General features: G+C 41.3%; 21 protein-coding genes. 12 read left to right on the top strand and 9 right to left on the bottom strand.

Annotation, left to right across the window (positions count from 1 at the left end; all coding sequences use genetic code 11):
* Window positions 1–221 precede the first annotated feature (221 nt).
* Complete coding sequence (gene exaC, locus CWC02_RS14365) at window positions 222–1,742, bottom strand: acetaldehyde dehydrogenase ExaC (protein ID WP_138618950.1); 1,521 nt, start codon at window positions 1,740–1,742, stop codon at window positions 222–224.
* A 177-nt stretch (window positions 1,743–1,919) separates the two neighbouring features.
* Here exaC and CWC02_RS14360 point away from each other — a divergent pair, with 177 nt between their 5' ends.
* Window positions 1,920–2,828, top strand: a complete 909-nt coding sequence (locus CWC02_RS14360) for an AraC family transcriptional regulator (protein WP_054554004.1) — start codon at window positions 1,920–1,922, stop codon at window positions 2,826–2,828.
* Here CWC02_RS14360 and CWC02_RS14355 read toward each other — a convergent pair.
* Window positions 2,818–3,489, bottom strand: a complete 672-nt coding sequence (locus CWC02_RS14355) for a YoaK family protein (protein WP_138618948.1) — start codon at window positions 3,487–3,489, stop codon at window positions 2,818–2,820. The genes CWC02_RS14360 and CWC02_RS14355 overlap by 11 nt on opposite strands.
* A 129-nt stretch (window positions 3,490–3,618) precedes the next feature.
* Between CWC02_RS14355 and CWC02_RS14350 the strand changes: the two genes are divergently transcribed.
* Window positions 3,619–4,650 carry a LacI family DNA-binding transcriptional regulator gene (locus CWC02_RS14350; protein WP_138599246.1) on the top strand — a complete coding sequence of 344 codons (1,032 nt, stop codon included), beginning with the start codon at window positions 3,619–3,621 and terminating at the stop codon, window positions 4,648–4,650.
* On the opposite strand, the gene gtfA is transcribed toward CWC02_RS14350, so the two are convergent.
* Window positions 4,647–6,119 carry a sucrose phosphorylase gene (gtfA, locus tag CWC02_RS14345; protein WP_138618946.1) on the bottom strand — a complete coding sequence of 491 codons (1,473 nt, stop codon included), beginning with the start codon at window positions 6,117–6,119 and terminating at the stop codon, window positions 4,647–4,649. The two genes, CWC02_RS14350 and gtfA, sit on opposite strands and share 4 nt — an antisense overlap.
* A 138-nt stretch (window positions 6,120–6,257) precedes the next feature.
* Here gtfA and CWC02_RS14340 point away from each other — a divergent pair, with 138 nt between their 5' ends.
* Both CWC02_RS14340 and CWC02_RS14335 read left to right on the top strand, forming a co-directional pair.
* Complete coding sequence (locus CWC02_RS14340; protein ID WP_138618944.1) at window positions 6,258–7,478, top strand: MFS transporter; 1,221 nt, start codon at window positions 6,258–6,260, stop codon at window positions 7,476–7,478.
* A 152-nt stretch (window positions 7,479–7,630) separates the two neighbouring features.
* On the top strand, window positions 7,631–10,030 hold the full coding sequence (locus CWC02_RS14335) for a TonB-dependent siderophore receptor (RefSeq protein WP_138618942.1): 2,400 nt from the start codon (window positions 7,631–7,633) through the stop codon (window positions 10,028–10,030).
* Between the two features lie 49 nt (window positions 10,031–10,079).
* On the opposite strand, the gene CWC02_RS14330 is transcribed toward CWC02_RS14335, so the two are convergent.
* Both CWC02_RS14330 and CWC02_RS14325 read right to left on the bottom strand, forming a co-directional pair.
* Window positions 10,080–11,297, bottom strand: coding sequence for a sugar efflux transporter (locus CWC02_RS14330; protein WP_249364113.1), 1,218 nt, complete (start codon window positions 11,295–11,297; stop codon window positions 10,080–10,082).
* Between the two features lie 134 nt (window positions 11,298–11,431).
* Window positions 11,432–13,930: a S8 family serine peptidase gene (locus CWC02_RS14325; protein WP_054554010.1), complete on the bottom strand. Its 2,499-nt coding sequence runs from the start codon at window positions 13,928–13,930 to the stop codon at window positions 11,432–11,434.
* Window positions 13,931–14,486: 556 nt separating this feature from the next.
* Between CWC02_RS14325 and CWC02_RS14320 the strand changes: the two genes are divergently transcribed.
* From CWC02_RS14320 to CWC02_RS20850, 7 genes are all read left to right on the top strand, one after another.
* Window positions 14,487–16,001, top strand: a complete 1,515-nt coding sequence (locus CWC02_RS14320) for an autotransporter outer membrane beta-barrel domain-containing protein (protein WP_138618940.1) — start codon at window positions 14,487–14,489, stop codon at window positions 15,999–16,001.
* Window positions 16,002–16,037: 36 nt separating this feature from the next.
* The gene (locus CWC02_RS14315; RefSeq protein WP_138618956.1) at window positions 16,038–16,430 is read left to right on the top strand and encodes a curli production assembly/transport protein CsgE; all 393 of its coding nucleotides are present in this window, start codon (window positions 16,038–16,040) and stop codon (window positions 16,428–16,430) included.
* Window positions 16,420–16,845, top strand: a complete 426-nt coding sequence (locus CWC02_RS14310) for a curli assembly protein CsgF (RefSeq protein WP_138618938.1) — start codon at window positions 16,420–16,422, stop codon at window positions 16,843–16,845. Before CWC02_RS14315 ends, CWC02_RS14310 begins: the two co-directional genes overlap by 11 nt.
* Window positions 16,845–17,618, top strand: a complete 774-nt coding sequence (locus tag CWC02_RS14305) for a CsgG/HfaB family protein (protein WP_054554014.1) — start codon at window positions 16,845–16,847, stop codon at window positions 17,616–17,618. Before CWC02_RS14310 ends, CWC02_RS14305 begins: the two co-directional genes overlap by 1 nt.
* Before the next feature lie 112 nt (window positions 17,619–17,730).
* The gene (locus CWC02_RS14300; RefSeq protein ID WP_138618936.1) at window positions 17,731–18,129 is read left to right on the top strand and encodes a hypothetical protein; all 399 of its coding nucleotides are present in this window, start codon (window positions 17,731–17,733) and stop codon (window positions 18,127–18,129) included.
* Window positions 18,119–18,406, top strand: a complete 288-nt coding sequence (locus tag CWC02_RS20855) for a hypothetical protein (protein WP_212751479.1) — start codon at window positions 18,119–18,121, stop codon at window positions 18,404–18,406. The genes CWC02_RS14300 and CWC02_RS20855 overlap by 11 nt, the downstream gene beginning before the upstream one ends.
* Before the next feature lie 9 nt (window positions 18,407–18,415).
* Entirely contained in the window at window positions 18,416–18,796 is a 381-nt protein-coding gene (locus tag CWC02_RS20850) for a phytanoyl-CoA dioxygenase family protein (RefSeq protein WP_349304120.1), read from the top strand.
* A 4-nt stretch (window positions 18,797–18,800) separates the two neighbouring features.
* On the opposite strand, the gene CWC02_RS14290 is transcribed toward CWC02_RS20850, so the two are convergent.
* From CWC02_RS14290 to CWC02_RS14275, 4 genes are all read right to left on the bottom strand, one after another.
* Window positions 18,801–19,499, bottom strand: coding sequence for a helix-turn-helix transcriptional regulator (locus CWC02_RS14290; RefSeq protein ID WP_054554015.1), 699 nt, complete (start codon window positions 19,497–19,499; stop codon window positions 18,801–18,803).
* Between the two features lie 163 nt (window positions 19,500–19,662).
* Window positions 19,663–21,171 carry a trehalase family glycosidase gene (locus CWC02_RS14285; RefSeq protein WP_138599239.1) on the bottom strand — a complete coding sequence of 503 codons (1,509 nt, stop codon included), beginning with the start codon at window positions 21,169–21,171 and terminating at the stop codon, window positions 19,663–19,665.
* A 2-nt stretch (window positions 21,172–21,173) separates the two neighbouring features.
* Entirely contained in the window at window positions 21,174–22,430 is a 1,257-nt protein-coding gene (locus CWC02_RS14280; RefSeq protein ID WP_054554017.1) for an MFS transporter, read from the bottom strand.
* Between the two features lie 104 nt (window positions 22,431–22,534).
* Complete coding sequence (locus CWC02_RS14275) at window positions 22,535–23,539, bottom strand: LacI family DNA-binding transcriptional regulator (RefSeq protein ID WP_138618934.1); 1,005 nt, start codon at window positions 23,537–23,539, stop codon at window positions 22,535–22,537.
* A gap of 256 nt (window positions 23,540–23,795) precedes the next feature.
* Here CWC02_RS14275 and CWC02_RS14270 point away from each other — a divergent pair, with 256 nt between their 5' ends.
* A complete protein-coding gene (locus CWC02_RS14270; RefSeq protein WP_138618932.1) occupies window positions 23,796–26,054 on the top strand; it encodes a TonB-dependent receptor in 2,259 nt (752 codons plus the stop codon).
* The last annotated feature ends 74 nt before the right edge of the window (window positions 26,055–26,128 follow it).

The following is a 26,128-nucleotide window of genomic DNA, read 5'->3' as shown; positions in this document are numbered from 1 at the left end:
TCATTGCACACGCGGTGACTCAACCAAATTGTTGTCAAAAGCTTAGTTTGTGTGTTCTCTAAGCTTTTTTATTCCGAGTCACTGCACACGCGGTGACTCAACCAAATTGTTGTCGAAAAGCCTGGCTTGTGTGTTCGCCGGGCTTTTTTATGCCCTTTATAAAATAAAAACGCCACTAGATGTGGCGTTTGGGTAGTTTCGACAACAATAAGAAATTGCTTTTAAAAGAAGCCCAGTGGATTCTCACTGTAACTGACTAATAGGTTTTTAGTTTGTTGGTAATGATCAAGGGCGAGTTTATGAGTTTCGCGGCCTATGCCTGACTTTTTATAGCCGCCAAACGCAGCGTGTGCTGGGTACATATGATAGCAGTTGGTCCAAACACGGCCCGCTTCAATCTTACGACCAAAGTGATAAGCACGGTTCATGTTTCGACTCCATACACCAGCACCTAAGCCAAACTCAGAACTATTAGCAAGGGCTAACGCTTCGTCTTCATCTTTAAAAGTCGACATTGAAATAACCGGGCCAAAAATCTCTTCTTGGAACACGCGCATGTCGTTAGTGCCTTTTAATAGCGTTGGTTGAATGTAGTAACCGCCATTAAACTCATCAGACAGTTGTTCGACTTCGCCGCCCGCAAGCACTTCGGCCCCTTCTTGTTTACCAATTTCGATGTAGCTTAGGATCTTATCAAACTGAGCTTGTGATGCTTGAGCACCCACCATGGTTTCGGTATCAAGAGGATTACCCCGTTTAATTTGTAGAGTTCGGGCAAGAACACGCTCAATAAATTGCTCGTAAATATCTTCTTGAATAAATAAACGCGATGGGCACGTACACACTTCACCTTGGTTAAAGTACGCAAGTACAGCCCCTTCAATCGCTTTACTCAAAAACTCATCGTCTTTTTCCATGACATCGTTAAAGAAGATATTTGGTGATTTACCACCTAGCTCAACCGTCGAAGGAATAATATTATCAGCAGCACATTTTAAAATATGTGAACCCACTGGCGTTGAGCCTGTAAAGGCAATCTTCGCAATTCGAGTACTGGTTGCCAGCGCTTCGCCCGCTTCTTTACCATAGCCATTTACCACATTTAGAACACCTGCAGGCAACAAGTCACCAATCACTTCAAGCAGCACTAATATAGACGTAGGCGTTTGTTCAGCTGGTTTTAAAACAATACAGTTACCCGCAGCAAGGGCAGGTGCAAGCTTCCACGCCGCCATTAACAATGGAAAGTTCCAAGGAATAATTTGCCCGACTACACCCAGTGGCTCATGAAAATGATAGGCAACGGTGGTTTCGTCTATCTCACCGATTGAACCTTCTTGCGCACGCACACAACCTGCGAAATAGCGAAAGTGATCAGCCGCGAGTGGCACGTCTGCCGCAAGTGTTTCACGGATTGCTTTACCGTTATCCCAGGTTTCGGCCACTGCCAGCATTTCTAGGTTTTGTTCAATGCGATCAGCAATTTTTAATAAGATATTGCTACGCTCGGTGACCGACGTTGTTCCCCATGCCCCTTTTGCATCGTGGGCTTTATCAAGTGCCAGCTCGATATCTTCTTTTGATGAACGAGGTACTTTACAAAACACTTTACCGTTTACTGGGCTAATGTTTTCAAAGTATTCTCCTTTTACAGGGGCAACCCACTGGCCACCAATATAATTCTCATACTGCGCTTTAAAGTTAACTTTTGCGCCTTCACTGCCTGGATTTGCATAAATCATAATGTGTTCTCTCTTCAAATTGTTGTGTTTTATTTAGCATTGACTAAATTATGCGGTAGGTTATTGTTTAATGAACCGCTAACAATTGAAGTTAGCTCAGTTACTGAAAACACACTTGATTCCTAGTCCAGACTTTTTGACTATTTGTCCAGAATTTAGGACGACAGCGAGGCAACAATGAACACATCAGTTAGTAGCAGAAGTTTAGATAAAAAACGACAACGTATTGATGTGCTTATTGAAAATAAAGTCAGTTTTGCGGGCGAACATGCCGAATTAAGTATTTACGACACCTATTTAGATGCCCAAAAAGTGGCGTTACATTCCACTGAATTATTATTTTGTGGCATGATCAGCGGTAAAAAAATCATGCATGTTGCCGACAGTGATTATCATGAAGAGTTTTTACCAAACCAATCATTTGTACTTGCCCCAGAGCAAGGGGTGCTAATAGACTTTCCCAATGCATCTCTCAATCAGCCAACAACCTGTTTAGCGATTGAAATCAGTACCGATAAAATAAGCCAAGTAGTTGATGCTCTTAATTTTAACCAGCAAATTACCCAGGATGACTTTTTTCAATATCAAACCAAGTTAGTGCACGCCCAGCATAACCCGCAAACTCAGCAACTGCTTGAGCGCATGATCACCCTATTTAGCGAAAATGAACAACACCGCGATTACTTAATTGATTTATCACTTAATGAACTCATAACCCGCCTGTTACAGCAGCAAAGCCGAGATTTAATGATTGCAAGTTGTAAGCAAGGCAAGCTCGCAACCCCGTTAAGTCATGTAATTAGTTATATAGAACAGCACCTTGCTGAGAATATTGATATTGATGTGTTATGTAAAATAGCCTGTATGAGCCGCAGTAAATTTTATCAGCAATTTAAACTAGCCTTTGGTGTTACGCCCGCTCTTTGGCAACAACAATTACGCTTACAAAAAGCGTATAAATTGCTCGAGAAAGGCGAGGCGATTAGCCAAGTTTGTTACCAATTAGGCTTTAATAACCCAAGCCATTTTAGCCGTGTATTTAAACAGGCCTTTGGCGCAACCCCAAAAAGTATCGCTAATCATTAAGTTCTGGGTTGCGATGAGAATAAACGCGATAGGTTAAGGCGAGTAAAATACAAATGGCACTTGGTACATAAAGCGCCGCAAAGGTCATTTTTGCAAATAACCACGCCCCTGCTAAGCCACCAAATATAAAGCCAATAATGATTAGGCCGAACAGCTTAGCCTTACGTTTATCAAGCGCCTCGCCACGAAAAACCCGACCAAACATAATACCTAAATCAGTAAAAATACCCGTAACATGGGTAGTACGCACAATTGCACCACTGTAAGTTGTTGCCAAGGCGTTTTGTAACCCACATGCCGCAGAAGCTAAAAAATGCCCATAGCCCGAGCCATTAAATAATAACCAAAGTGCGACCAGTAAAAGCCCTGCTTCGATCAGCAATGCCGTGTCGTAATGACGACCTAGTTTAAGTGCTGAACTATGCAGCAAGAACCCAGCAATACCAGACCCAACTAAAAATGACAGTAATACACCTAATAAATGTAAAGCATCAAGGCTATTGCCATGCATGAGTTCTGTGCTAAGCAAGGTGGCAGTTCCCGATAAATGCGATACCGCTTGATGCTCAAAGCTAAGTAAACCAACTGCATTCACACACCCAGCCACCAGCGCCAAAATAAATGCGCCAACCTCAACCCATTTTGGTAACTTAGAAATCACTCGCTACTCGCCTTTTTCTCACCCTCGTACTCATTCTTTTATGGTACGCCTATTTTTATGACTAAAAACACTTTTTTTCGACTCTTTATATGGTAATTTACAATTAAGTAAATCGATTAAGAAGCTACAATGACAAAGCCAAAAAGTTGGACGCTGAAAAGTATTGCCCAAGAGTTAGGTGTTTCAAATGCCACTGTATCAAATGCGTTTAACCGCCCTGATCAATTATCGAAAGCACGCCGCGAAGAGATTTTGGCTGCCTGTAAAAAGCTTGGCTATTTTGGCCCTAACAAGGCGGCACAATCATTGCGCCGAGGCACCTTTAATATTGTTGCGTTAGTATTACCAGACAGCGTTGAATATATGATATCTGACCCGGTTGCTAGCAGCTTTATGCGCGGTGTGTCAGCGGTGCTCGAAAAAAATGGTATTAACCTTTTATTATTTTCAGGCAACAGCGATAACCTAAATAGCGTTGTCGACTTTGTAGATGGTTTTATTTGCTACGGCCGCCCACGTAATAAGCAACTTGTTGAGCAATTAAAACAGGTTGCCAAACATGTGGTAACGGTTGATTTTAATATCGGTCGCGATGCCTCAGTAAACGTAAACAACCAACAAGCCAGCTTTGATATTGCAAAACACGCACTTCACAAAAATGATGATCGGGTTGCTATTTTAGGCCTGCGTTTACTCGATAACGACGTATTATGCCGAGTATACGAACATCATGAGTTTGAAGCAGGTCAGTCGATTGCTCATCAACGACTGCGCGGTTATCACCAAGCAATCAGCGATGCTGGCATCACCCTGGGTGATGATAGAACATGGAATATTCCTGAAAGCAGCGAGCGCTTTGCCAGCATTGCCGCCAAAGAAGCACTTAGCAGTACACCAAGGCCAAACGTATTGTTATGTATGAGTGATTTGATCGCCCTTGCCGCCATGCGCGAAGCATTAAAAATGGGCTTATCGGTTCCTGAAGATGTCAGAATTGTTGGCTTTGATGGCATCGATGAAGGCCAACGATTTGTGCCAAAACTCACCACTGTTCATCAAAATAGCGAAGAAAAAGGCCGTATTGCTGCGACCTTGTTTCTATCGAAAGAGCAGCAAACAGCCGAAATCGACTATCAACTGCAATTGGGTCAAAGTAGTTAAGCTAAAAAGTCAGCCAAATCAACAATACTTTGTTCGCCTTCACGGTGATCAACAATGATCACTTCACGGCTTAAAAAGTCGACTTTTAACTCGATTGAGCTGGTATCATCATGCCAGCTTAAACGGCACACACTGCCTTCACCTTTAGCAATAAACTCACCGTTAAAAGCTGGATGCTCATTACGTAATTGAATCAGCTTGATTAAACCTTTCACCACAGGTTTAGCAAGCGCAGCATCAATGTCTTGCGCATTTAAGTAAGGGCGATTGATATCACGACCAACATTGGTACGAGCCAATAATTCCATATCGTTCTCACAAGCGAACAGGCCACCATAATAAACTTGTGGAATACCTGGTGCGAAGAACTGAATTGCACGCGCTAATAAGTAATCAAAGTCATCTGCGCCCAAGGCATTGTAATATGTGCAGTTTACTTGATATAAATCGACATTACTTGCTGCTGCACCAGTCGCTAGGCGGCTTTGCCCTTCACTCTTTTCATGAATGGTTTCAACCAAGTTATCAATTTGCGCAGCGTCTAATAAGCCCGGTTTATCACCCATCGGGCCTGCGTCAATGATGCCAATGCCATCATGAGTATCAAGTACCGTTAAACAGTTACGCGGCGAAATAGTTAGCCAATTCAGTAATGCTTGCGCATCATTGCTAAACAAGCTGTGTAAAATAAGGGGTGGTAAAGCAAAGTCATAAACCATATTTACACGCTTTGCGACTTCAACCTGAGTTTGGAAATGGCTATGGATCTCGGCAATGGTTTCCATACCCGCTTCATTTGCTTGCGCCGAAAGCTTATTTAGATACTCAAAAGTTTCATCCAACATAAAGCAGTTTGTGCCAGCTTCTTTAATCGCATAGCCTGCCGCATCTAAACGAATAATATTGACATTATTATCAGCAAATTTGCCAAGCACCGTATCTAAATACTCGATACCCGCCGTTGATTTCACATTGATATCAATTTGGTTATCGGTAAAAGTGGTCCAAAAATCATAGGTTTGGCCGTCACCACATGTAATTGGTGTAAAACAACTACCTGGGCGCGGACGATAAATCGCTTGTTGTTCAGCCTCAGACATGCCATTTGGGAATACATCATCTTTGGTTAGAAATAAATCCCAAAATTCAGATTGCTTGCCTTTAGCGAGTACATCTTTAAATTGGAAAGATTGTGCTGAAACATGGTTAACAATTAAGTCAGCCATTAAGTCATAGTTTGCACCAAGAACTTTTATATCGTCCCAGCTACCAAGGCGCGAGTCTACTTCACTATGATCAATAGGATCAAAGCCAGCATCACTGCCATCAATCGGATTATAAAATGGCAATAAATGTACACCTGCAAACACATTGTTAAGTGGGCCATTTAATAAATTACTTAATTCATCAATACCTTGACCAGTAATACGGTCTGCGTAGGTGATTAATTGCACTTTATTGTTGATCATAATTGTTAATACCAAGTTGAAACTTAATCGATTAAGATATATCTTTAACCACGACAGCAAATTATTCAAGCAGTTTTTATAGTTTTTATACACTAATATACATAGTAAAGGCGCAGACCTTTCGGTGGGGATACAACAATGAATAGAACACACGATCCTTTGCAAACCATTAGATGGCTGACATACATGATGTTTTTTATGTTTGCGATGACCTCTGATGCGGTTGGTATGATCATACCTGAGCTTATCGAAGAATTTAATTTAAGCATGACCCAAGCCAGTGCTTTCCATTATGCACCGATGGCACTTATTGCTTTTAGTGGCCTGTTTTTAGGCTTTTTGGCCGACAGCTTTGGCCGCAAACAAACCATCATGCTAGGACTCGGCATCTTCACCATTTGTTGCTTTCTGTTCGCTGTTAGCAGTAGTTTTAGCGTATTTGTAGTGCTGCTTAGCTGTATTGGTCTTGCTATTGGCCTATTTAAAACCGGTGCTTTGGCACTGTTAGGTGATATTTCTACAAACAATTTAGAGCACACAAAAACCATGAATTTGGTCGAAGGTTTCTTTGGTGTTGGCGCCATTGTAGGCCCTGCCCTTGTCAGCTTTTTAATCACCCAACAGGTTAGCTGGACCTACCTTTATGTTATCGCTGGGGTTTTATGTTTGATTTTAACCATAATTGCTTGGCGTGCAGATTACCCTAAACCTAAAAAGCTAGAAGAACACGCAAAACCGGCCTCTCTTGCAACCACCATGAGCATGATGAAAAACCCTTATGCACTGGGCTTTTCCTTAGCGATTGCCCTTTATGTTGCAACCGAAGTAGCAATATACGTTTGGATGCCTACTCTACTTGGCGATTACACTGGTCCGTGGCAATTACTGGCAACCTATGCACTAACCTTATTTTTCATTTTACGCGCTGCGGGGCGTTTCTTAGCGGTGTGGCTATTAAATCACTTAAGCTGGCAAGCGGCGATGCTGTATTTAAGCTTAGGAATTGCACTGTGTTATTTAGGTTTAATCTTCGGCGGTGTTGATTGGGCGGTATTCTTACTCCCTTTATCTGGGCTATTCATGTCGATGATCTACCCAACTTTAAACTCAAAAGGTATTTCTTGCTTTGCGGTGCAGCAACACGGTGCGGTAGCTGGAGTTATTTTGTTTTTTACTGCCCTTTCTGCGGCAGCAGGCCCATTATTAATGGGTGTGATCAGTGACTACTTTGGCCACATTCGTTACGGCTTTTATCTCGCAACAGGCTTCGCATGTTTACTGTTTTTAGCCATGCTATATAACTACTTACGTAACCCTGCTGAGCAAGCGTTAGCGCAGCACAGTGCATTAAGCCACTAAATAAAAATCGTTAAAAATCAATTATCGAACATAAATCGTGCAAGTTTTTCACTAAAAAGACTTGCACTGTGTAAAATTATTGTTATCTTTACTTAATCGATTAAGATAGCAATTTAGACAACAAACCATCTGGGATTGAGACGAGGCACATTATGACAACACACAAACATGCCCTTTATACATTAAGCGCGCTTGCATTAGCAGTAAACCAAAACTTACACGCCGAAGAGCAAGCACAACCTGAGGCTAAAAAAAGCGGTCTTGAAACTATCGTTGTAACCGGTGTACCACGCCGTACAACCATCATGGCATCAAGCTCATCGGTTAGCAGTGTGACATTAGCTGAAATTGAAGTATCAACACCACGCTCTACTGCAGAAGCCTTCAGAACAATTCCGGGTGTACGTTCAGAATCAACAGGCGGTGAAGGTAACGCAAATATCGCGGTACGTGGTTTACCGGTTGCATCGGGCGGTGCTAAATTCTTGCAACTACAAGAAGATGGCTTACCTGTTATGCAGTTTGGCGATATTGCCTTTGGTAACGCAGATATCTTCATGCGCTTAGATTCAACAGTACAAAGTGTTGAATCAATCCGTGGTGGCTCAGCATCAACAGCAGCAAGTGATGCCCCAGGTGGTATCATCAACTTTATTTCAAAAACAGGTGAGAACGAATCAGGCAGTGTATCAACCACTGTTGGCCTTGATTATGACTCAATTCGTACGGATTTTGAGTATGGTACTTACCTAAACGACAGTGTGCGCTATCACATTGGTGGCTTTGTTCGCCAAGGCGAAGGCCCGCGTGAAACCGGTTATACATCTAATAAAGGTGGCCAAATTAAGGCAAACCTAACGAAAGAATTTGATGCCGGTTATGTACGTGTGTACTTTAAACACCTCGATGATAAAAGCGTAGGTTACCTACCTATGCCTATGTACTCAGATGGCGATTCAATCCCAGGTTTCGATGCGCAATCAGATACGCCGCATTCTGCTCTTTTCACACAAACGCTGCGTTTAAATGGTGATAACCAAATCAGCACGGGCGATATGACCGACGGTATGAACCCAGTTGTTACCTCAGTAGGTTTTGAAGCAGCATTTGATTTAGAAAACGACTGGCGCATCGAAAATCGTTTTAGAACGTCATCAGTAAGCGGTAACTTTATTTCTCTTATTCCAGCTGAAGTTGCAAGTGCAAGTTCTATTGCTTCTAGTATTGCTGGTGATGGTGCATCGCTTGTTTATGCAAATGGTGGTTCAGCAGGTGAAGCCTATGGCGATGACGATTTAGCAATGCGTATTCACACATTCGATGTAACGCTAAACGACATGGGCTCAATTGTTAATGACCTTAAGTTAACTAAGTCGTTCTCTGATGACACCAGTGTTACGTTTGGTTACTTTGCATCAAGCCAATCGATTGATATGTCGTGGCTTTGGAACTCATATGTTATGGAGCTAAAAGGCGACAACGCTGCATTACTTGACGTTTACGCTGCAAATGGCGACAGCTACTCAGATAATGGCTTGTACGCTTATGGTACACCTTACTGGGGTAACTGCTGTCAACGTAACTACGACACAGAATACGAAACACGCGCACCTTACATTAACTTAGCCACTAAGTTTGGCGATTTAAGCATTGATGCAAGTGCTCGCTATGATTCAGGTGAAGCACGCGGTAACTACGCAGGTGCCGTAACATCAACAATTGATATGAATGGCGACGGTACCATCTCAATTCCTGAGCAAAGTGTTGCTGGTATTGATAATGCAAATCCTAGCATTGTTAACTACGACTGGCACTACAGCTCATACTCAATTGGTGCGAACTACCAAATTGATCCAAGCTTTGCGACATTTGCCCGCTTAAGTAAAGGCGGCCGCGCGAATGCAGACCGCTTATTATTTGGTAAAGTAGAAGCAGATGGTTCGGTTGCCGAAGCCGATGCAATTGATGAAGTAAATCAATACGAAATCGGTGTGAAAAAACGTTTTGATTCACTATCAGTATTTGCAACTGCATTCTACGCAGAAACAGAAGAGCAAAACTTCGAAGCAACATCACAAAAGTTCTTTGACCGCGAGTACGAAGCAAAAGGTATTGAGGTTGAATCAACCTACTACGTAGGTGATTGGGATTTCCGTGGTAACTTCACTTGGACAGACGCAGAAATTGCTAAAGATGCGTTATCGCCAGAGTTAGTCGGTAATACACCACGTCGTCAAGCTGACCTTATTTACTCACTAATGGCAACTTACAACTTTGACAAAGGTGCTGCAGGCCTAAGCTTTATTGGTACAACGGATGCTTACGCACAAGACAGTAACGACCTTGAGTTTGATGGCTATACACAAGTGAATGGTTTTGTAAGTTACAATCTGTCTGAAAACTTAAGTCTATCACTTAACGTGAATAACCTGTTCGACACTGTGGGTATCACAGAAGCAGAAGAAGGCTCAGTACCAGATAACGACATTATTCGTGCCCGTACTATCAACGGCCGTACAACGTCGCTTACTTTAAAATACTCTTTCTATTAATTACTCTCCTCCCTCGTTTTAGCCCAGTGTTTACTGGGCTTTTTGCGTTTTATGTGTTCTTACCAACAGTAACAAAAGGGTGCTGTATTTGACTAAGTTGCTGCTCATTTCGTTTTACATAACTAAATAGTATTAAGCACCCAAGGGCCAAACTGGCTGCTAGCATTGAGCCAAGTGTTGCAAACCTAAAACTATAAAACTGTGCAACAACCCCAGTTGCCCCTGCCCCGCACATAACACCCAGTTTAATGGCGTTCGTGTAAAACGCTGAGGTAAACCCTATTCGTTCGGGGAGCTGATCTTGTAATACGGTTAAGCCTATGCCCGCAAAAATACCGTAAAACAGCCCATTCAATACTTGTAACGCGATCAAATGCCAAACTTGAGTGGCAAAAAACACTCCTAAATAAAATACAATGGCACAACAAAATGCCACCGCAAGCATCGCGACTTTACTGTATTTTTTAGCAAGCTTAGCCCCATACAGCATGATAGGAATTTCTAACAGCGCCACTACACCCATAAACAGCCCAGGCGTATGTTCAGCGAATCCTAGTTCAGTAATGCTATAAAGCGGCAGTGCCGATGAATACATAATATTGCCCGTTGAACCAAGCATAATAGCTAAGCCCAACAACCAAAATGATAAACTCGCTGCGGCTGCAGGCTCTGAGCCATTTTGTGATTTCTTAGCGCTGTAGTCAGGAATAAACTTAAATGCAAAAATAAGAGCAACCAAGGCACACACCGCAGCAAAGTAAAACGAGCGGCTAAACTCGCCTCCAGCGGCTAACAAATAACCAAGTGGCGGACCGCCCACCCAAGCAAAGGAAATAGCAGCACGTAAACGGGAATTAAAACTGGTGATGTCGATGTTCTGTTGACGCCCAGCCCATTGTCTTGCCACGGTCATCATTTGCGGAATTGCCGCATTACCCATCGCAAGAAACAACACGCCTGCGAGCAAGACTTGCCAAAATGCAGTAGCATTCGCAAAGGCCACTAACGCACACACCATACCCGATACAGCCACCATAAATAACTTTCGCGCACTGGTGCCTTTATCAGCCATGCTACCTAGCCACTGACTGATAACTAACCCCATAATGGTGACCGCCACCACATAAACACCTAAGTACATAGGGGGTGCTCGCAGCCCTTCTACAATAAATAAGCTCATCAATGGGTTAACGAATGCCCCCATTAACCCGGTTAGCATACTTAGAAGAATAAAAATTACACCATGCTGTTTCAGCAATGCTTTCACTCACAACCCCACATCAATACGACAAGTCAACATTTAAAGGGCGCATATTATACATTGTTGTAGTAGAAAACTAATTTTGTAATACAAATAAAAAAGCCCAGCGGGGAAACTGGGCTTTGTCGTGTGGAACAATGTTAGTCGAAGGACACTGTTACTGGGTTAGAACAAGTCGTTTCAGTTACACAGACTTGATACTCATAGCTTGGCAACTCAGCCTTACGCTGTACATCGCGGTAGAAACCACGATCAGCGACTGTTTCAAGTAGTTCACCGTTACGATAAATGCTTACTTGATCGGCCACTGTTTGCCAACCTAAATCAACACGCATCGTACCTAATCGTGTTTTACTTGCACGTTTAACAGATAGCTCAATTTCGACATCAGATACCACAACCGTTTGTGTAAACGTATCTGTTTGACCTTCGCTATCGGTCGCAGTTAGCGTTACTTCATAGCTACCTGCTTGTGCGTAACTATGCATAGGGTCAGCATCTGTTGAAGAAGCACCGTCACCAAAGTCCCACGCCCAAGCAACAATATCATCGTTACTATCAGTGCTGGTGTTAGTGAAAGTGACATTTAAGCCTGATGTTTCAAATGCAAAGCCAGCTTGTGGTGGCTGCGGGCTTACTTCACCAATAGCGCTAAACGTCAGTGACCAGCTGTTTAAAGTACCCGTATCAGCTGACAGTACGTCTTTCACATTAAGTACCCAATCACCTGTCGCAACTTCACCATTAAAGTTTGCTAGCGAATAGCTTTGTACTAGGTCGTCGGCACCACCACCTGATTGGCTGTGTAGTGTAGCTGTTGTACCTTGCGGCGACGTTAATGTAACGATTAAATCACCAATGTAAGTATGAGCAATATCAATACTTGCATCCGTTGAGAAAACCGTCAGTTCATCTGCAACTGTAATGATTGAATCAACACCCGTGTCATTGTTATCTGGAATAGACACTGGTGTTTCATTTGAGTAAGTAAAGTCATTTAAGCCAACAGGATTAACAAACAATGACGCACTGCTTTGTTTAGCTAGCTCGCCCGATGTTGCATCAACAACAAAACTATAGCTACCCCACGCTGTTGCCTCTTCTGTTGGTACAGTTAAAGTAACTACATCACCCGGTACCGCCTCAGTTTGCGATAGCGTTGCGCCCGCTAAGTCAGCTTGAAGTGCTAGGCTAACAACACCTTCCCACTGGGCGATTGAGCCAATTTCAAAGGTATAAGTTGCCGTTTCACCAGCAGTAATCTGCTGTGAACTTGGCGAAACCGAGATTTTGAAGCTTGGAGTCGGATCAGCTTGTTCTAGTGCCTGATTCACATTTAAACGATTGCCAGACACTGTTTTACCTTGTAGTGCTTCATTCTGGTCACCGCTATTCATTAGCAACTCTTTGAGTTCAAGCGCTGTTAAATCAGGATTAATCGATAGCACTAATGCTGCGGCACCCGCAACATGTGGTGTTGCCATTGAAGTACCCGAATAACTAGCATAACCATTGCCCGGTACCGTTGATAAAATAGCACTACCCGGTGCACCTAAATCAACACTGGTTAAACCCCATTGTGAAAAGCTAGACATGTTATCTCTGCTATCAGTGCTGGCAACAGATAATACGCTGTCGTGCTCGTAGTTTGACGGATAGTGAGGGTTTTGGTCATTATCAACCGCATCGTTACCCGCAGCAGCAACGAATAAGATATCAGCTTGTTCACTCGCTGTGATAGCATCCGCTAGAGCTTGGCTAAAGCCACCACCGCCCCAACTGTTATTTAGAACACGTAAATTTACGCCTTGATTCTTAAGATCAACCATGTAATCAATACATTTAATAGCGTCAGAAGTGGAACCGGTACCATCTGCACTTAAAAATTTACAACCTACAATCGATACTTCGTGGTTAACACCTACAATACCCGTGCTGTTATTACCTGACGCGCCAATTGTACCCGATACGTGAGTACCATGGCCTTGGTCATCCATTGGATCACCAGAGTCAGTGATAGCATTAATACCGTGAACGTCATCAACATAACCATTACCGTCGTTATCGATGCCATCTCCTGGAATTTCGCCTGGGTTGATCCATGCATTATCAGCTAAGTCTTCATGGCTGTAATCAACACCCGTGTCAATCACACCAACAACAACATCGCGACTACCTGTTGAGATAGACCATGCTTCAAGCGCATCGATGTCAGCATCATCTACACCACCTGTCTGACCTTCATTGTGTAACCCCCACAATGATGAAAAATCTGGATCATTAGGCGCACTTGCAATTGAGACTCGATAATCTGGTTCTACATATTCTATGGCGGCATGAGTTTGTAGACGCTTGATAGCTTCTTTTGTACTCATTCCTGCAATTTTAAACTTAGCTAAACGGCCAGATAAAATCGCTGAGTAATTATCATCAACACCATCTTTATTCATATCGCTGATTGTGGCTCTGACTAAGCTACGAGCATGAGCACGCATTGCTGCAGAAGTGCCCTTTTTATACATAACGAGTACAGAATCTTCACTTGCACCGACGAGAGTTGTTTTTGCTGGTGTGCTGATTTGCGCAGCACCTATACAAGGTAATAAGGCGAGGCTTAATACAGATAATTTAGTTTTCATATTTACTATCCATAATTAGTAATACTGACCGAATCAACATGATTCGACCACCAAAGCTCATTACTTCTGAAAATGATTATCACGCGGCATACCCCATAAATGGCGAATTGCAGATAACAGGCAAGGAAAAAAATTAAACAGGCAGCAAATCCATTCTTTTTTACCAATTTAGATTCTAAATTCAGATAAAAATCAGCCTTTTTCGTGACAAATGGAGCGTCAATTACCCGAGGTTATTTATCAAACTTTTTTACTGCTTTGTAATAATTCCTCATATCAAAACCTGATTAGATAATTATAAGATCATGAAAATAAAGAATTAATTAAAACCACAAAAACTGCTGATTTTATATTATTCCATATCTGTCTAAAGTGATTTTCTGTTAATTGCTTTATCTTTTCAGTGCATTTAACAATTTTGCTTCATTCACTTCTGATTGTTAGCGAACACTTGAATATCACGCAATTTAATCCGGCAAGGCATGCCGGTACATGGCCCTAAAAGCAAAAATAATATTTTATGGCTTTGATTAATAATAATTTAAAGGAAATAATCATGAAGTTAAGAAAGTCTCTTCTTACCTGTGCAATCACCTTTGCACTCGGTTCAAGCTTTGCTGCTAACGCAAATACTGATGACAAAGCGCAGTCTAGCTCTGAGCTTGCTACTCAGGTAACAACTTTAGGTGTTAGCAACTCAATTATTCTAGATCAAGTATCTGTAACAGGTGTGGGTAATGAAGCAGTTATTACCCAGCAAGGCACTGGACAACGTGCAGAAACCGTCAGTATTGGTGACGGCAATATGGTTCAAGTTAACCAAGCACAAACATCTAACTTATCACTTATTTATAATACAGGTGATTTCAATGATGTTGCTCATACTCAGAATGGCACAATGAATGGCGCACTGTCTGAAACAGTAGGTAACGACAACGCTATTCGTGTTGAACAACAAGGTGCTGGCTTCTTTGGTATTAATAATGAAGCTATTAACACAGTTACAGGTGATGAAAATACAATTACTGTAACCCAAGGTGATGGGGGCCACTGGTTCTACAACTTCGATTTAGAAGGTAATAGCAACACAGTAAGCTCTGAGCAAGTTGGTTTATTAAATGAAGCTACATTTAATACTGTCATTGGTGATGACAACACGATTGAAGTAGCTCAAGAAGGCTTATTCAACGCCTTTACGTCAGATGAAATTGTCGGTAATGGCAACGACATTACAATTGACCAGACCGGTGCGTTTAACAGTGCAACATTAACTTCTGTTCGTGGTGATTACAACGAAGTTGAACTTGAGCAAGATGGCGACTCAAACTCTGCGTTAATTGCTGAAGTTACAGGTAATGATAACGAAGTTAAATCAGACCAAGAAGGCAACAGCAATAGCTTTGAATCAGCGGTATTAATTGGTGACGGCAATACGTTACTTGTTAATCAAAAGCAAGATGGGAATACTGCAGGCTTAGATGCAATTGGCAACGATAACGAGCTAACGGCATTCCAAAATGGTAACGGCAATGATGTATACCTTGGTGCAATTGGCAATGATAATGAATTTGTTGCAAACCAAATTGGTGATGCAAACAGTGCACATATTGCTAACTTCAATGGCAACGATAATAACGTTGATATTGCACAAGCAGGTGATGAAAACACGGTACTGGTTCAGTCTTCTTATCCAGATACATCGCTATCTTCAAATGATAATGATATTGCGATTAACCAAGAAGGTAATCTAAATGAAGCCGCACTAACGTTTGCAAGTGTGCTTGATAGCAACAATAACCAGGTTGCTTTCACACAAGTTGGTGAACTGAATGCGATTGACCTTATCATGGAAGGAAGTAGCAATTCAGTTGATATTAGCCAAACTGGTTCTGAAAACTTTGTTGCAGGCATTGGTGAAGGCGCATTCTTGTTAGGTGGTGAAGGTAATTCACTGGTCGTTGTCCAAGAAGGTAATGCTAACCTTGTAGAAGGCTCAATGATTGGCTCTAACAGCACGGTCGTTATCACTCAGCTAGGTGATGGCAATATCGCGACTGTAACCCAAGAATAATCATATTTAGGGGGAGCCTTGCTCCCTCATTTCGCTATGAAATTAAATAACTTTCTCCGCATATGTTGTATCTTGCTTGCAGCTCAAAGTGCTGCTAGTTATGGCGAAGATCTCGAAATTGATGGTTTAGTACTCGATAGAAGCATTAGCCGATTTGGCCATCAATTTTATTTTGAGTTTGCCAATCTTTGGCGCGACTTACCTTCAACAGCTGGCTTTAATATCGAAATAAAAGAAACGGTATTACCTCGAGCGGGTACTCGCCTTGTTTTAAGAATGAACAACCAAATTGTGTACGTTACCTACCTAGGGCGTCGTTTAGAGCCATTAGATGAGCGTGTTAAACAAGCCATGTATAGCGTAATGGATGCAATGGCGCGTAACAAAATGCAGCAATCATCACCTGATATGGCAAAAAATGGATTGTAAAATGAAATACTTAACAACACTAATAATAATACTCTGCCCCCTCTACAGTTGGGCAACTGAACTCGTTTATACCCCTATAAATCCAAGTTTTGGTGGCAGTCCACTCAATGGCAGCATGCTGCTTAATAAAGCGCAATCCCAGAATAAACATAAAGCGCCAACAATCGAACAAACTTATGGTGAAAAATTTCAAGACTCATTAGAGCGTACCTATTTAAATCGCATGGTTCGTGAGATCACCGATATGGCGTTTGGTGATGAAATCGACGACAGTATTTTTAACGGTGACTCTATCTTCATGACAGGTGATTATGAAATTCAGATCATTACCAGTACTAGCGATTCTATTACTGTAAGAATAACAAATACTTCTGATGGAACAATTACAGTTATTGAAGTACCGAGGTTTGGATAATGAGAAGTTTAATCTTAACCACACTAATCGTAATTTTGTCGGGTTGTTCATCAATGGGCAATTTAATTCCACCGACAAAGCAACTCGCAAGTACACTAGAGCCAACAGAAACCTTTAAGGCATTGCAAGCACTTCCACAACCAGTGGGCAGCATTCCTGTTTCTGTGTATTCATTTCGCGACCAAACTGGGCAATACAAACCTCAAGCTAATGTCAGTTCGTTTTCTACCGCAGTGACCCAAGGCGCAAACTCTATTTTAGTGCAAGCATTACATGAATCAGATTGGTTTATTCCGGTAGAACGTGAAGGTCTACAAAATATTTTGACTGAGCGTAAAATTATTCGTGCCGCGCAAGCCGAAAACGACAAACTGCCTGAACTGCCACCGCTTACGACTGCAAAAATAATCTTAGAAGGCGGTATCATCAGCTACGATACTAATATTAAAACGGGCGGTATTGGGATGGAATACTTCGGGATTGGCGCATCAGAGTTATACCGTGAGGATGCAATCTCAATTTATTTACGCGCTGTCGATGTTCGCACAGGCCAAGTTTTGCTATCCGTTGCGACAAGCAAAAAAGTGCTCAGTCAAGAAATGCGCGCAGGGTTCTTTCGCTATGTCAGTTACAAGCGTTTAGCTGAAGCAGAAGCCGGTTTTACCGACAACGAGCCTATGAGCATCTGCGTAACTCAAGCAATAGAAAAAGCATTAAGTGATCTTGTACTAAAAGGTATTAACAAAGGTATTTGGGCTGCAAAAGCGGTCTAATTTAATGAGTTAATTACTGTGGCGCTGAACATCACAGCGCCCAATTTGAACTTTCTGCTTAATTATCCATCGAAATAAATACTTATAGCATTCAGTCAATTAAGTTTTATTTATGAAATGGATTACTTTCTCCAAATGCGCTTATTCTCTTATTGTTTTAGCCGCACTGATTACCCTAGTCATCACAATTGATAATTTTGACAGTTCAAAAAGTCTGCCAACTGGCTTTGTTTTATGGGGTATTTCGCCCTATTTATTAATGGCGTGGGTGGTTGAACACAGTAAAACAAGAGTGACACAAATTGCCACGTTTATTGTCACTATTATGTGTGTCTTATTTGGTACTGTGACCTTAGGTTCAATCTATTTTTCTCATGATGCACAATCAGTACTAGTGTTTCTTTTTGCGCCATTATGGCAATGGCTAGGATTATTAATACTCTGTATTCCACTGTATTTTATGAATAAGCTCAGATCTAAATCGAACAGAGGCTCGAATAATGGAAGCTAAACGGAAACACGATTTTGAAGGCTACTCGCTCGAAGCTGGATTTTTAAGCATCGAGCAAGTGGCTGAAATAGTTGCAGAAATAGAGCAACTACCTTCTCATCAGCCAAAACATGGTTTGCGTCATGCTGATAAAAAGTTAGCAACAGTAGCAAAGCTAATAAAAGTGCCCTACTTACAACAAAAAGCCGCGCAATTTTTATCGCCGAATGCGCAGGTTGTGAGGGTTATTTTATTCGACAAAAACCCCGATAAAAATTGGCTTGTTCCTTGGCACTAAGACCGAACTATCGCAGTTAATCAACAACACGATCTAACTGGCTGGAAATTTTGGTCTATTAAAGATGGGCAGCATCATGTACAGCCACCTCGAGAGTTACTAGATAATATGGTCACCCTACGTATTCACCTTGACAATACTACGGCTGAAAATGGCTGCTTAAAAGTTATCCCTAACAGCTATCGAAATGGGATTTTATCTAAAGCAGAGATAGACGAATATGTTGCTAATAAAAAAGCCATTGAGTGTATTGCACAGGCAGGAGATTTATTAGTAATGAAGCCCCTACTTCTGCACAGCTCAAGTAAAGCATTAAAGCCAACACACCGTCGAGTACTACATATCGAATACTCTGATCAAACACTACCACTGGGATTAAACTGGCTATAGTTTGTCACTGTGTATTTTGTAAAGACAAACTCACTGCCATGTAGCTTTGTGCCCAGTTAGCTAGTTCTACGCGATTACGTGATGATGTTTTCTTAAATGCGCTGTAAAGATGGGTTTTAACCGTATGATCGCTGATGTTTAAACGCTCTGCGATATCTCGATTACTCGCGCCTTGTGCAAGTAGATGAATCACTGATTTCTCGCGTTTAGTTAGTAAGCTGAGATCAATATCGTTATTTACCGAATCATTACTGGCACTAAATTGACTTCGAGACATAGCATAAAGCATGTGATTAAAGGTTGTAGAAATACTTTTACGACTAAAAAATAACTCACCATTGATCACTCTCACAAGCCCTGAAAAAATATCTTCAGGTGATTGCTCGGCAAAAAACACGCCTTTAATGCCATTTAAAAGTAGGTTCTTTTCACAGATGGCGTCAGCATCTGCATTAAAAATAACCACTGAGTTTTGCTTAGCAAGTTGTACTAATTCTGCTGGTAATAGGTCTTTCCAATCGGTGTTAGTGCTATCTATCAGATAAAGATCAAATTCGTCGCGCATCGCATCTTGGGGTAAGCTTGTATCTACTTTGACGCGGACAAAGAATGCATCAAGCATCTTGATTAAATATTGATAGCTTTGACTACGGTTTTGCAGTTTTGGTTGTGCTTTTAGAAAAACAGAAGTTGGTTGAATCATCTCATTTCTTCCTTGAAACATTTTATTCACAATACCCAATTTGGATACATGATTCAACCATTTATAATCCTTTATTTTAGTAATTTACAACATCACCAATCCATTTGGATGGCCAGACGCGCAAGTTAACAAATTGTAAATAACCATACTCAAATCTCCCCTTTTACAGTGAGTCATTGAGTAGTTTATAAAAACGTGATGTTACACCGTTCGTCCAACCAAACCCTTGTTGTACTGTGTATTCACCGCCACCAGCACGACTTACCAATTCACATACATTGTATTTTTCAAGAAGACACTTATCCTCAGCAAAACGCATTTCGATCATACTCAACCAATTTTTCATGACAGCTTCGGCTTCGCTGATAAAGCCATAGTCGAGCAAACCCTTAACAGCAAACCATTGCAGAGGTGCCCAGCCATTAGGGCTATCCCACTGCTGAGGAGTATTAGATAATGTTGTAACTAACCCTCCAGGTTTTAAAAAGTCACTCATTAGTTTAGTTTTTACTTGCTGAGCTTGCTGCTCAGATGCAGCACCGACAAATAAAGGTACAGCCATTGCCATAGAATCAATGGGACTTTGCTTATTTAAACGAATATTAAAGTCTCTATAAACGCCTTTATCATTGTCCCAACAATATTGATTAATTGCTTCTAGTCTAAATAATGCCAATTCAGCAATTGCTCGACTTTTATGCTCTTTGTTAATTAAGCTGTAAAACCTTTCTAAGGTCTTTTCGAGGTTATAAACTAAACAATTTAAATCAATAGGTACTATATTTGTTGTTTCAATACTCTTCAAATCACTTGGCTCACTGAGCCAGCGACTGCTGAAATCCCACCCTGATTCACAGGCAGCACGAATATTCTGAAAGTAACTCAACTGCTGATCAGCTGAAAGATTTTGCGCATCATGCAAATCTTCTTTCAACGACTCTGGTCGTGGCGAGCGGGCGCTATCCCAATATCGATTTAAAATAGCCCCATCAGACATTTTAACGACACGCTTAGTAGCTTGTTTATCGTCAACTAACTCTTCACACCCTTTCATCCAAAACTGATATTCAGCTTCTAATGCCGCTATCGCATTTTCTAGCCAAGAAAAGTCTTTGCGTTGCTCATATTTAGCCTCCCATAATAGCGTGACCATCAAAGCTAAAACGGGCGGCTGAGACCGAGAGCTGTAATAAACTCTATTTCCATTTGGAATGCAGCCATTGCGCTTTTGCAAGTCAATAAAATTATTAACCATGGCTTCAATGGTTGCCAGGTCGCCTATGTCCTCAAGGCCTAATGCTGTAAAGTAACTATCCCAGTAGTAAATTTCTTGAAAACGTCCACCAGGAACAATGTAGTCAAACTGTAGAGGCATCAAAGAGCTTGATAAATCACTATCGGCACTGCGATGCAGGTGCGGCCATAGATCGAGTATATACTGGTTTACCGATGTCGTATTGAGTTTCGCCATTGGTATAGCTTGGTTGGCGAATGAAAAGTGCGACATAACAAACTCACGAAGCTTTTCACCTTGCAGAGGACCTACTAATTGGTATAACTCACTCGCACTCTGCCAAGATAAATTGGGGACTGCATCTGCAAATGTTTTAGAATCAGCAAAAATTTCTGCCATTTGCACATCTTTAAATAGCTGGCTATTAACAAAGTTCATAATCATTCCTTAATTGCCTGACGTGTCAGACCATTTTCTAAAACAAGCGTCGCTTTTTTAAACGCCGAAACACTTACTAACAACAGGACTATTGGCAGCAAAGTTAAATAAAAGGCGTGCTGGCCACTAAACTTATCGAACACAAAGCCCGTAATTATTGAACCCGTGGTGCCCCCTAAAGCCGAGAAAACAACGATTAAGCCAGTCATCGCAGCATGTTTATGCTTTTCTAAAGAACTCAGCATGACTGAGTTGAGTAAAGGGTAAATAGGTGCCATAAAAAAACCGACTAGAGGCAACATATATGCCGCAAAAGGCACATCAAAAATATTTTTTACTTGGCTGCCATCAACATCATGAGTAAGAGGTAAAACAAGTAAAATCAACAGCCCCATTGTAATCAGGCAAGTCAATAACATCTTGAACCAACTAATAAACCTAAGTACTTGCCCAGCAACCAAACGGCCAAGCGCTAACGCTGCAGCAAATAAACTAGCGAGCTGAATACTGACATCAACGGGGAGTTTTAAAACTTGATTGTTAAAGGTAGGCAGCCAGGTACCCACTCCTTGTTCAATTAAAACGTATAAAAAAGCACTAACTACAAAAATAAGCACTAAGGGTTGGTATGTTAATTTCAGCATATCTAAGAAAGCGTCTACTTGTGACTGTTTCTGGTTATGTAACTCAGGAGATTTAATTGGCGCTGTTAAAACAGTAAAGGTAGTCACTAAGACGATCGCTGCTAGCATGTAATATACATTCAACCATTCGTTACTTTGGGGGTTATTAGCATCGATGAATAATGCAAAGATCCAGTAACCCGATAACACCCCAAGCATAAACACCCCTTCAATAGTGTTTAGCAAAGACGAATGTTTGTTCGCGTTATCAGAAAGTTGACCAATAATTGAGTAAACAGAGATTTTCACTACAGCGAAGCTACAACCAATTGCAGCAAATAATGCTTTTAGCACCCAAAATTCAGCAATGCTTGGCACCAATAAACAAAGAGCCGACACTAACAATAATGCACAGAGCATCGCGATTTTGTAGCCTATTCTTGGAATGAATGAAGCGACTAAAAAAGACATAATGGCAATGCTCAAATCCTTAAATCCCTCTAAAACAGAGGCATCCGTCTTGCTAACATCCAGGCTATTAATTGCTTGTAAAATAACAGTGCCTACACTATTGAGCATAATTGCAAATACAAAATAGCTGCTTGCTAACGCTATGGTAATTCTTAATGAAGCCATTTAACTATACCGAAAGTAATTTTTACTCAGTCTAGTTGAGTGGAATTTCTTTTGCAAACGTTTGCAATAACAAAATACACAATTTGTTCACAAAAAACCGAGCTCTATTTGCTAGATTGTCGATTTATCAATTCAATTTCAACAACTTGGGAGTTAACTTTTTGGCCTGCGAGTTGTGCAAGTAGTTTTTCAACCAAAATAATAGAGGCGCGCTGGGTATTTTGCTTAATAGTTGAAAGTGATGGATGGCTAATATCAGCCATAGAAATGTCATCAAATCCGATAAGACCAACATCATTTGGTATACTGATGTAGCGTTCTTTAAGGGCCTTCATAGCGCCAAGAGCGACCATATCACTACATGCCATAATCCCATCGAAACAAAGCCCCTTATCTACCAGTAACTGATTTATACCCTGATAGGCAGCTTTACTCGTGATATCGATAGACAGTACATTTGGTGTGGCTTTTGCCTTTGAAACTGCATCTAAGTAGCCTCTGTAGCGCTCACCAATTTCTGCGTGAGCAGGATCGCCCAAAAACAACACATTTTTTGCACCGTGCTCAAGTAAGCGTTCAGTGGCTAAACGGCCTCCCAAGTAATTATCACTACCAACTATAGGGTAATTACTTTCTGTTTTTGGATCTCCCCAAACAACCAATGGAACACCCGCATTTGCAGCTGCCTCAATATTCGCCTGGCTTTTACCTTGTCCGACAACAATCAAACCATCAGCCCGACGGCTGTTGATGAAATAATTGACCCAATCATCACTTGCCATAAATGAGTTAGAAAGTAAAAGTTCGAGGCCATGCTTATTCAGTGCAAGGTTAATTTCGCCAACAAGTTTCAGTAAAAAAGGGTCATTAATTGATTGTTCTGTGTCACCATCAAGATTGATCATCACAGCAATCACATTGGTTTTTTGCGTTCTAAGACGGCTTGCAGCAGTATTCAGACTAAAGTTGTGTTTCTTCGCTAAACGCTGAAGCTTCTGCCTAGTTTCTAGTTTAATCAAAGGGTTATCATTAAGTGCTCTTGACACTGTCGAGGTAGATACACCTGCTAATTTAGCAAGATCAACTAGTTTTAATTTTTTATCGTTCATGGCAGTAACACAGTAATCCTTAAACTGGGATAACAATATAGCATTTTTTTAAACAAACAACTGCTTAAAATTTTTTATTAAAAATCAATAACAAAACCAAGTTAACTGGAAGAAACCAAGAAAATTGTGAAAAACAGTTACAAAATTGTTTGCAAACGTTTGCATAAACTTCTATGGTTTAAATAGGCAAAGCATTAACAATTTTTTAAAATCTTGTTATGCAGTGTACTTAACAACAGATTAGTGGGAAAAAACTATGGCAACAAAACACACACGAACTGCAATTGCATCCGCAATTCTTTTAGCAATGTCAGGCCAAACTGCTTTTGCTGAAGAGCAGACACAACAGGCAGCAGAAGAAAAAGTAGAACGCATTATTGTATCTGGTACACCAGGTGGTGTAGGTGTTCGCAAAATTGACGCCGGTTATGCCGTGACGAATATTGATGCTGACCAAATTGTTAAACTTTCACCTAAAAGCACCGCGGACTTGTTTAAAGCTGTACCTGGTGTTTGGGTAGAAAGCTCTGGTGGTGAATCAGGCGCGAACGTATTTGTACGTGGCTTTCCGGGTGGTGGTGATGCACCATTTTTAACAATTAGCATTGATGGCTCTCCTATCTACCCTGCTCCGACGCTCTCATTTTTAGAAAACTCTTCTATTTTCCGTCTTGATGAAACAATTGAGACAATGGAAGCACTTCGCGGTGGCCCTAACCCAGTTGTTTCAAACGGTCAGCCCGGTTTAACAACAAACTTCCGCTTAAAGCGCGGTAGCGAAGATACCGAAGCTATTTTTAAGTACACAACATCTGATTATGACCTACAACGTATTGATGCGATGGTAAGTGGTGAAATTTCTGAAGATTTTTACTACATGGTAGGTGGTTACGTTAAGAGTTCACCTGGTATTCGTGACGCAGGTTTTACCTCAGAAAAAGGCAATCAATTTACGATTAACCTTACAAAGGTGCTAGACAATGGCACCATCAACTTATACAGCCGTCATACCGATGATCACGGTGCGTGGTACTTACCTACGCCTTTAAATGTTGAAGGTATTGATGCTGGCTACACACAACTTGGCACTCTAAATCGTCAAGCAACTATATATACTGGCCCTAACAATGATGAACATCAAATTGACTTAGGTGAAGGGCGCGGTTGGAAAGGTCATGTGTCTGGCGGTAGCATCAAGCTTGAATTTGATAATGGCTGGCAGTTTGTAGATCGCTTTAACTTTACTAAAGGTGATGCAAATACCTACGGCCTTGTTCCAGCAGGCTCTGCAACAACATTGGGTGAAGTAGCAACTAATGGTGAAACCGCAGCAGGTGCAGCAACAGGCACTGTTTATGATGCAGGTACACCAGTACAACAACTTGGCCGTTGGGTTGTATTAAAAGAAATTAGTTCATTCACTAATGATCTTGCCTTTTCTAAAGACTTTGGTGACCTGTCTGCCGCATTCGGTTATTACACAGCAAGCACATCTGCAAACGACTGGTGGAGCTTAGGAAACGCTGCTTATCATGTACTTGAAGCAGGCGGTGAGATGTTAAATGACATTGAGTGTAATGCAAGTACTGAAGGTTGTGCATGGAACTACGATATTAACTCGACAGGTGATGCACGCACCAATGCGTTTTACTCAACAGCTCAGTATAAAATCAATGATGCATTCACACTTGATGCAGGTATTCGTTTTGAAAATCACGAAGTAGAATACACGGTAGATGAAGGCCTAGATGGTGTTATTACTAAATCTATCCAGTACGATGAAAGCAAAACATCATGGACAACAGGTATTAACTACTCAATTAATGATGATATGGGTGTATTTGCACGTGTTAACCGTGGTTATAAAATGCCTTATTTCGATGATTTTCGTGATAACTACGGCGCTTACCAAGGCGGCGAAAAGTTAATCAAAGAAGTGACACAGGCTGAATTCGGTTACAAGCTTTTGACCGATAGCACTGATTTTTATGCCACTTTATTCACGAATGAAGTAAAAGGTGACACTTTTGTTCGTCGTCCAGGCGCCCCTGCTGAAATTTTAACAAATGAAGCATACGGTATTGAGCTTGATTATAACTATAACCACGAATCTGGTTTCTCAGTTAACTTAAACTCAACACTGCAAGAAACTGAGATCACAGAAAGCCCGACCAACGAAGGCAACGAAAGCCAACGTCAGCCAAAATGGCAAGTACGTGTTACACCGAGCTATGACTTTGAAGTCAGCGGCATGTATGCAACTCTATACGGCACAATTTCAGCAGTTGATGATCGTTGGGGCGACAACGAAAATACTGTTACATTAGAAGGCTATGAAAAAGTTGACCTAGGTTTAATTGTTGAGCCTATGGAAGGTATTAAAATACAGTTAGCTATTGATAACTTAACTGATGAACAAGGCATTACCGAAGGTGATCCTCGTAATGCTGATGCACCAAATGGCCGTTATATTATGCCTCGCACCACGCGTTTAAGCGTAAGTTATGAGTTTTAAACTCTCCTAAAATCCCTTGGTTGTAAGTCAATCAATACCCAAGCCACAGTGTTTTACAACCTGTGGCTTTTTTG

This window comes from Pseudoalteromonas sp. S2721 (assembly GCF_005887425.1).
Lineage (GTDB): Bacteria > Pseudomonadota > Gammaproteobacteria > Enterobacterales > Alteromonadaceae > Pseudoalteromonas > Pseudoalteromonas simplex.
This window is presented reverse-complemented; position numbering and strand designations above follow the sequence as displayed.

What these genes read in the sequence shown, in the direction of transcription:
- exaC (WP_138618950.1), bottom strand. Translation starts at nt 1,742, where the DNA reads ATGATTTATGCAAATCCAGGCAGTGAAGGCGCAAAAGTTAACTTTAAA.
- CWC02_RS14360 (WP_054554004.1), top strand. Translation starts at nt 1,920, where the DNA reads ATGAACACATCAGTTAGTAGCAGAAGTTTAGATAAAAAACGACAACGT.
- CWC02_RS14350 (WP_138599246.1), top strand. Translation starts at nt 3,619, where the DNA reads ATGACAAAGCCAAAAAGTTGGACGCTGAAAAGTATTGCCCAAGAGTTA.
- gtfA (WP_138618946.1), bottom strand. Translation starts at nt 6,119, where the DNA reads ATGATCAACAATAAAGTGCAATTAATCACCTACGCAGACCGTATTACT.
- CWC02_RS14340 (WP_138618944.1), top strand. Translation starts at nt 6,258, where the DNA reads ATGAATAGAACACACGATCCTTTGCAAACCATTAGATGGCTGACATAC.
- CWC02_RS14335 (WP_138618942.1), top strand. Translation starts at nt 7,631, where the DNA reads ATGACAACACACAAACATGCCCTTTATACATTAAGCGCGCTTGCATTA.
- CWC02_RS14325 (WP_054554010.1), bottom strand. Translation starts at nt 13,930, where the DNA reads ATGAAAACTAAATTATCTGTATTAAGCCTCGCCTTATTACCTTGTATA.
- CWC02_RS14320 (WP_138618940.1), top strand. Translation starts at nt 14,487, where the DNA reads ATGAAGTTAAGAAAGTCTCTTCTTACCTGTGCAATCACCTTTGCACTC.
- CWC02_RS14315 (WP_138618956.1), top strand. Translation starts at nt 16,038, where the DNA reads ATGAAATTAAATAACTTTCTCCGCATATGTTGTATCTTGCTTGCAGCT.
- CWC02_RS14310 (WP_138618938.1), top strand. Translation starts at nt 16,420, where the DNA reads ATGGATTGTAAAATGAAATACTTAACAACACTAATAATAATACTCTGC.
- CWC02_RS14305 (WP_054554014.1), top strand. Translation starts at nt 16,845, where the DNA reads ATGAGAAGTTTAATCTTAACCACACTAATCGTAATTTTGTCGGGTTGT.
- CWC02_RS14300 (WP_138618936.1), top strand. Translation starts at nt 17,731, where the DNA reads ATGAAATGGATTACTTTCTCCAAATGCGCTTATTCTCTTATTGTTTTA.
- CWC02_RS20855 (WP_212751479.1), top strand. Translation starts at nt 18,119, where the DNA reads ATGGAAGCTAAACGGAAACACGATTTTGAAGGCTACTCGCTCGAAGCT.
- CWC02_RS14290 (WP_054554015.1), bottom strand. Translation starts at nt 19,499, where the DNA reads ATGATTCAACCAACTTCTGTTTTTCTAAAAGCACAACCAAAACTGCAA.
- CWC02_RS14285 (WP_138599239.1), bottom strand. Translation starts at nt 21,171, where the DNA reads ATGAACTTTGTTAATAGCCAGCTATTTAAAGATGTGCAAATGGCAGAA.
- CWC02_RS14280 (WP_054554017.1), bottom strand. Translation starts at nt 22,430, where the DNA reads ATGGCTTCATTAAGAATTACCATAGCGTTAGCAAGCAGCTATTTTGTA.
- CWC02_RS14275 (WP_138618934.1), bottom strand. Translation starts at nt 23,539, where the DNA reads ATGAACGATAAAAAATTAAAACTAGTTGATCTTGCTAAATTAGCAGGT.
- CWC02_RS14270 (WP_138618932.1), top strand. Translation starts at nt 23,796, where the DNA reads ATGGCAACAAAACACACACGAACTGCAATTGCATCCGCAATTCTTTTA.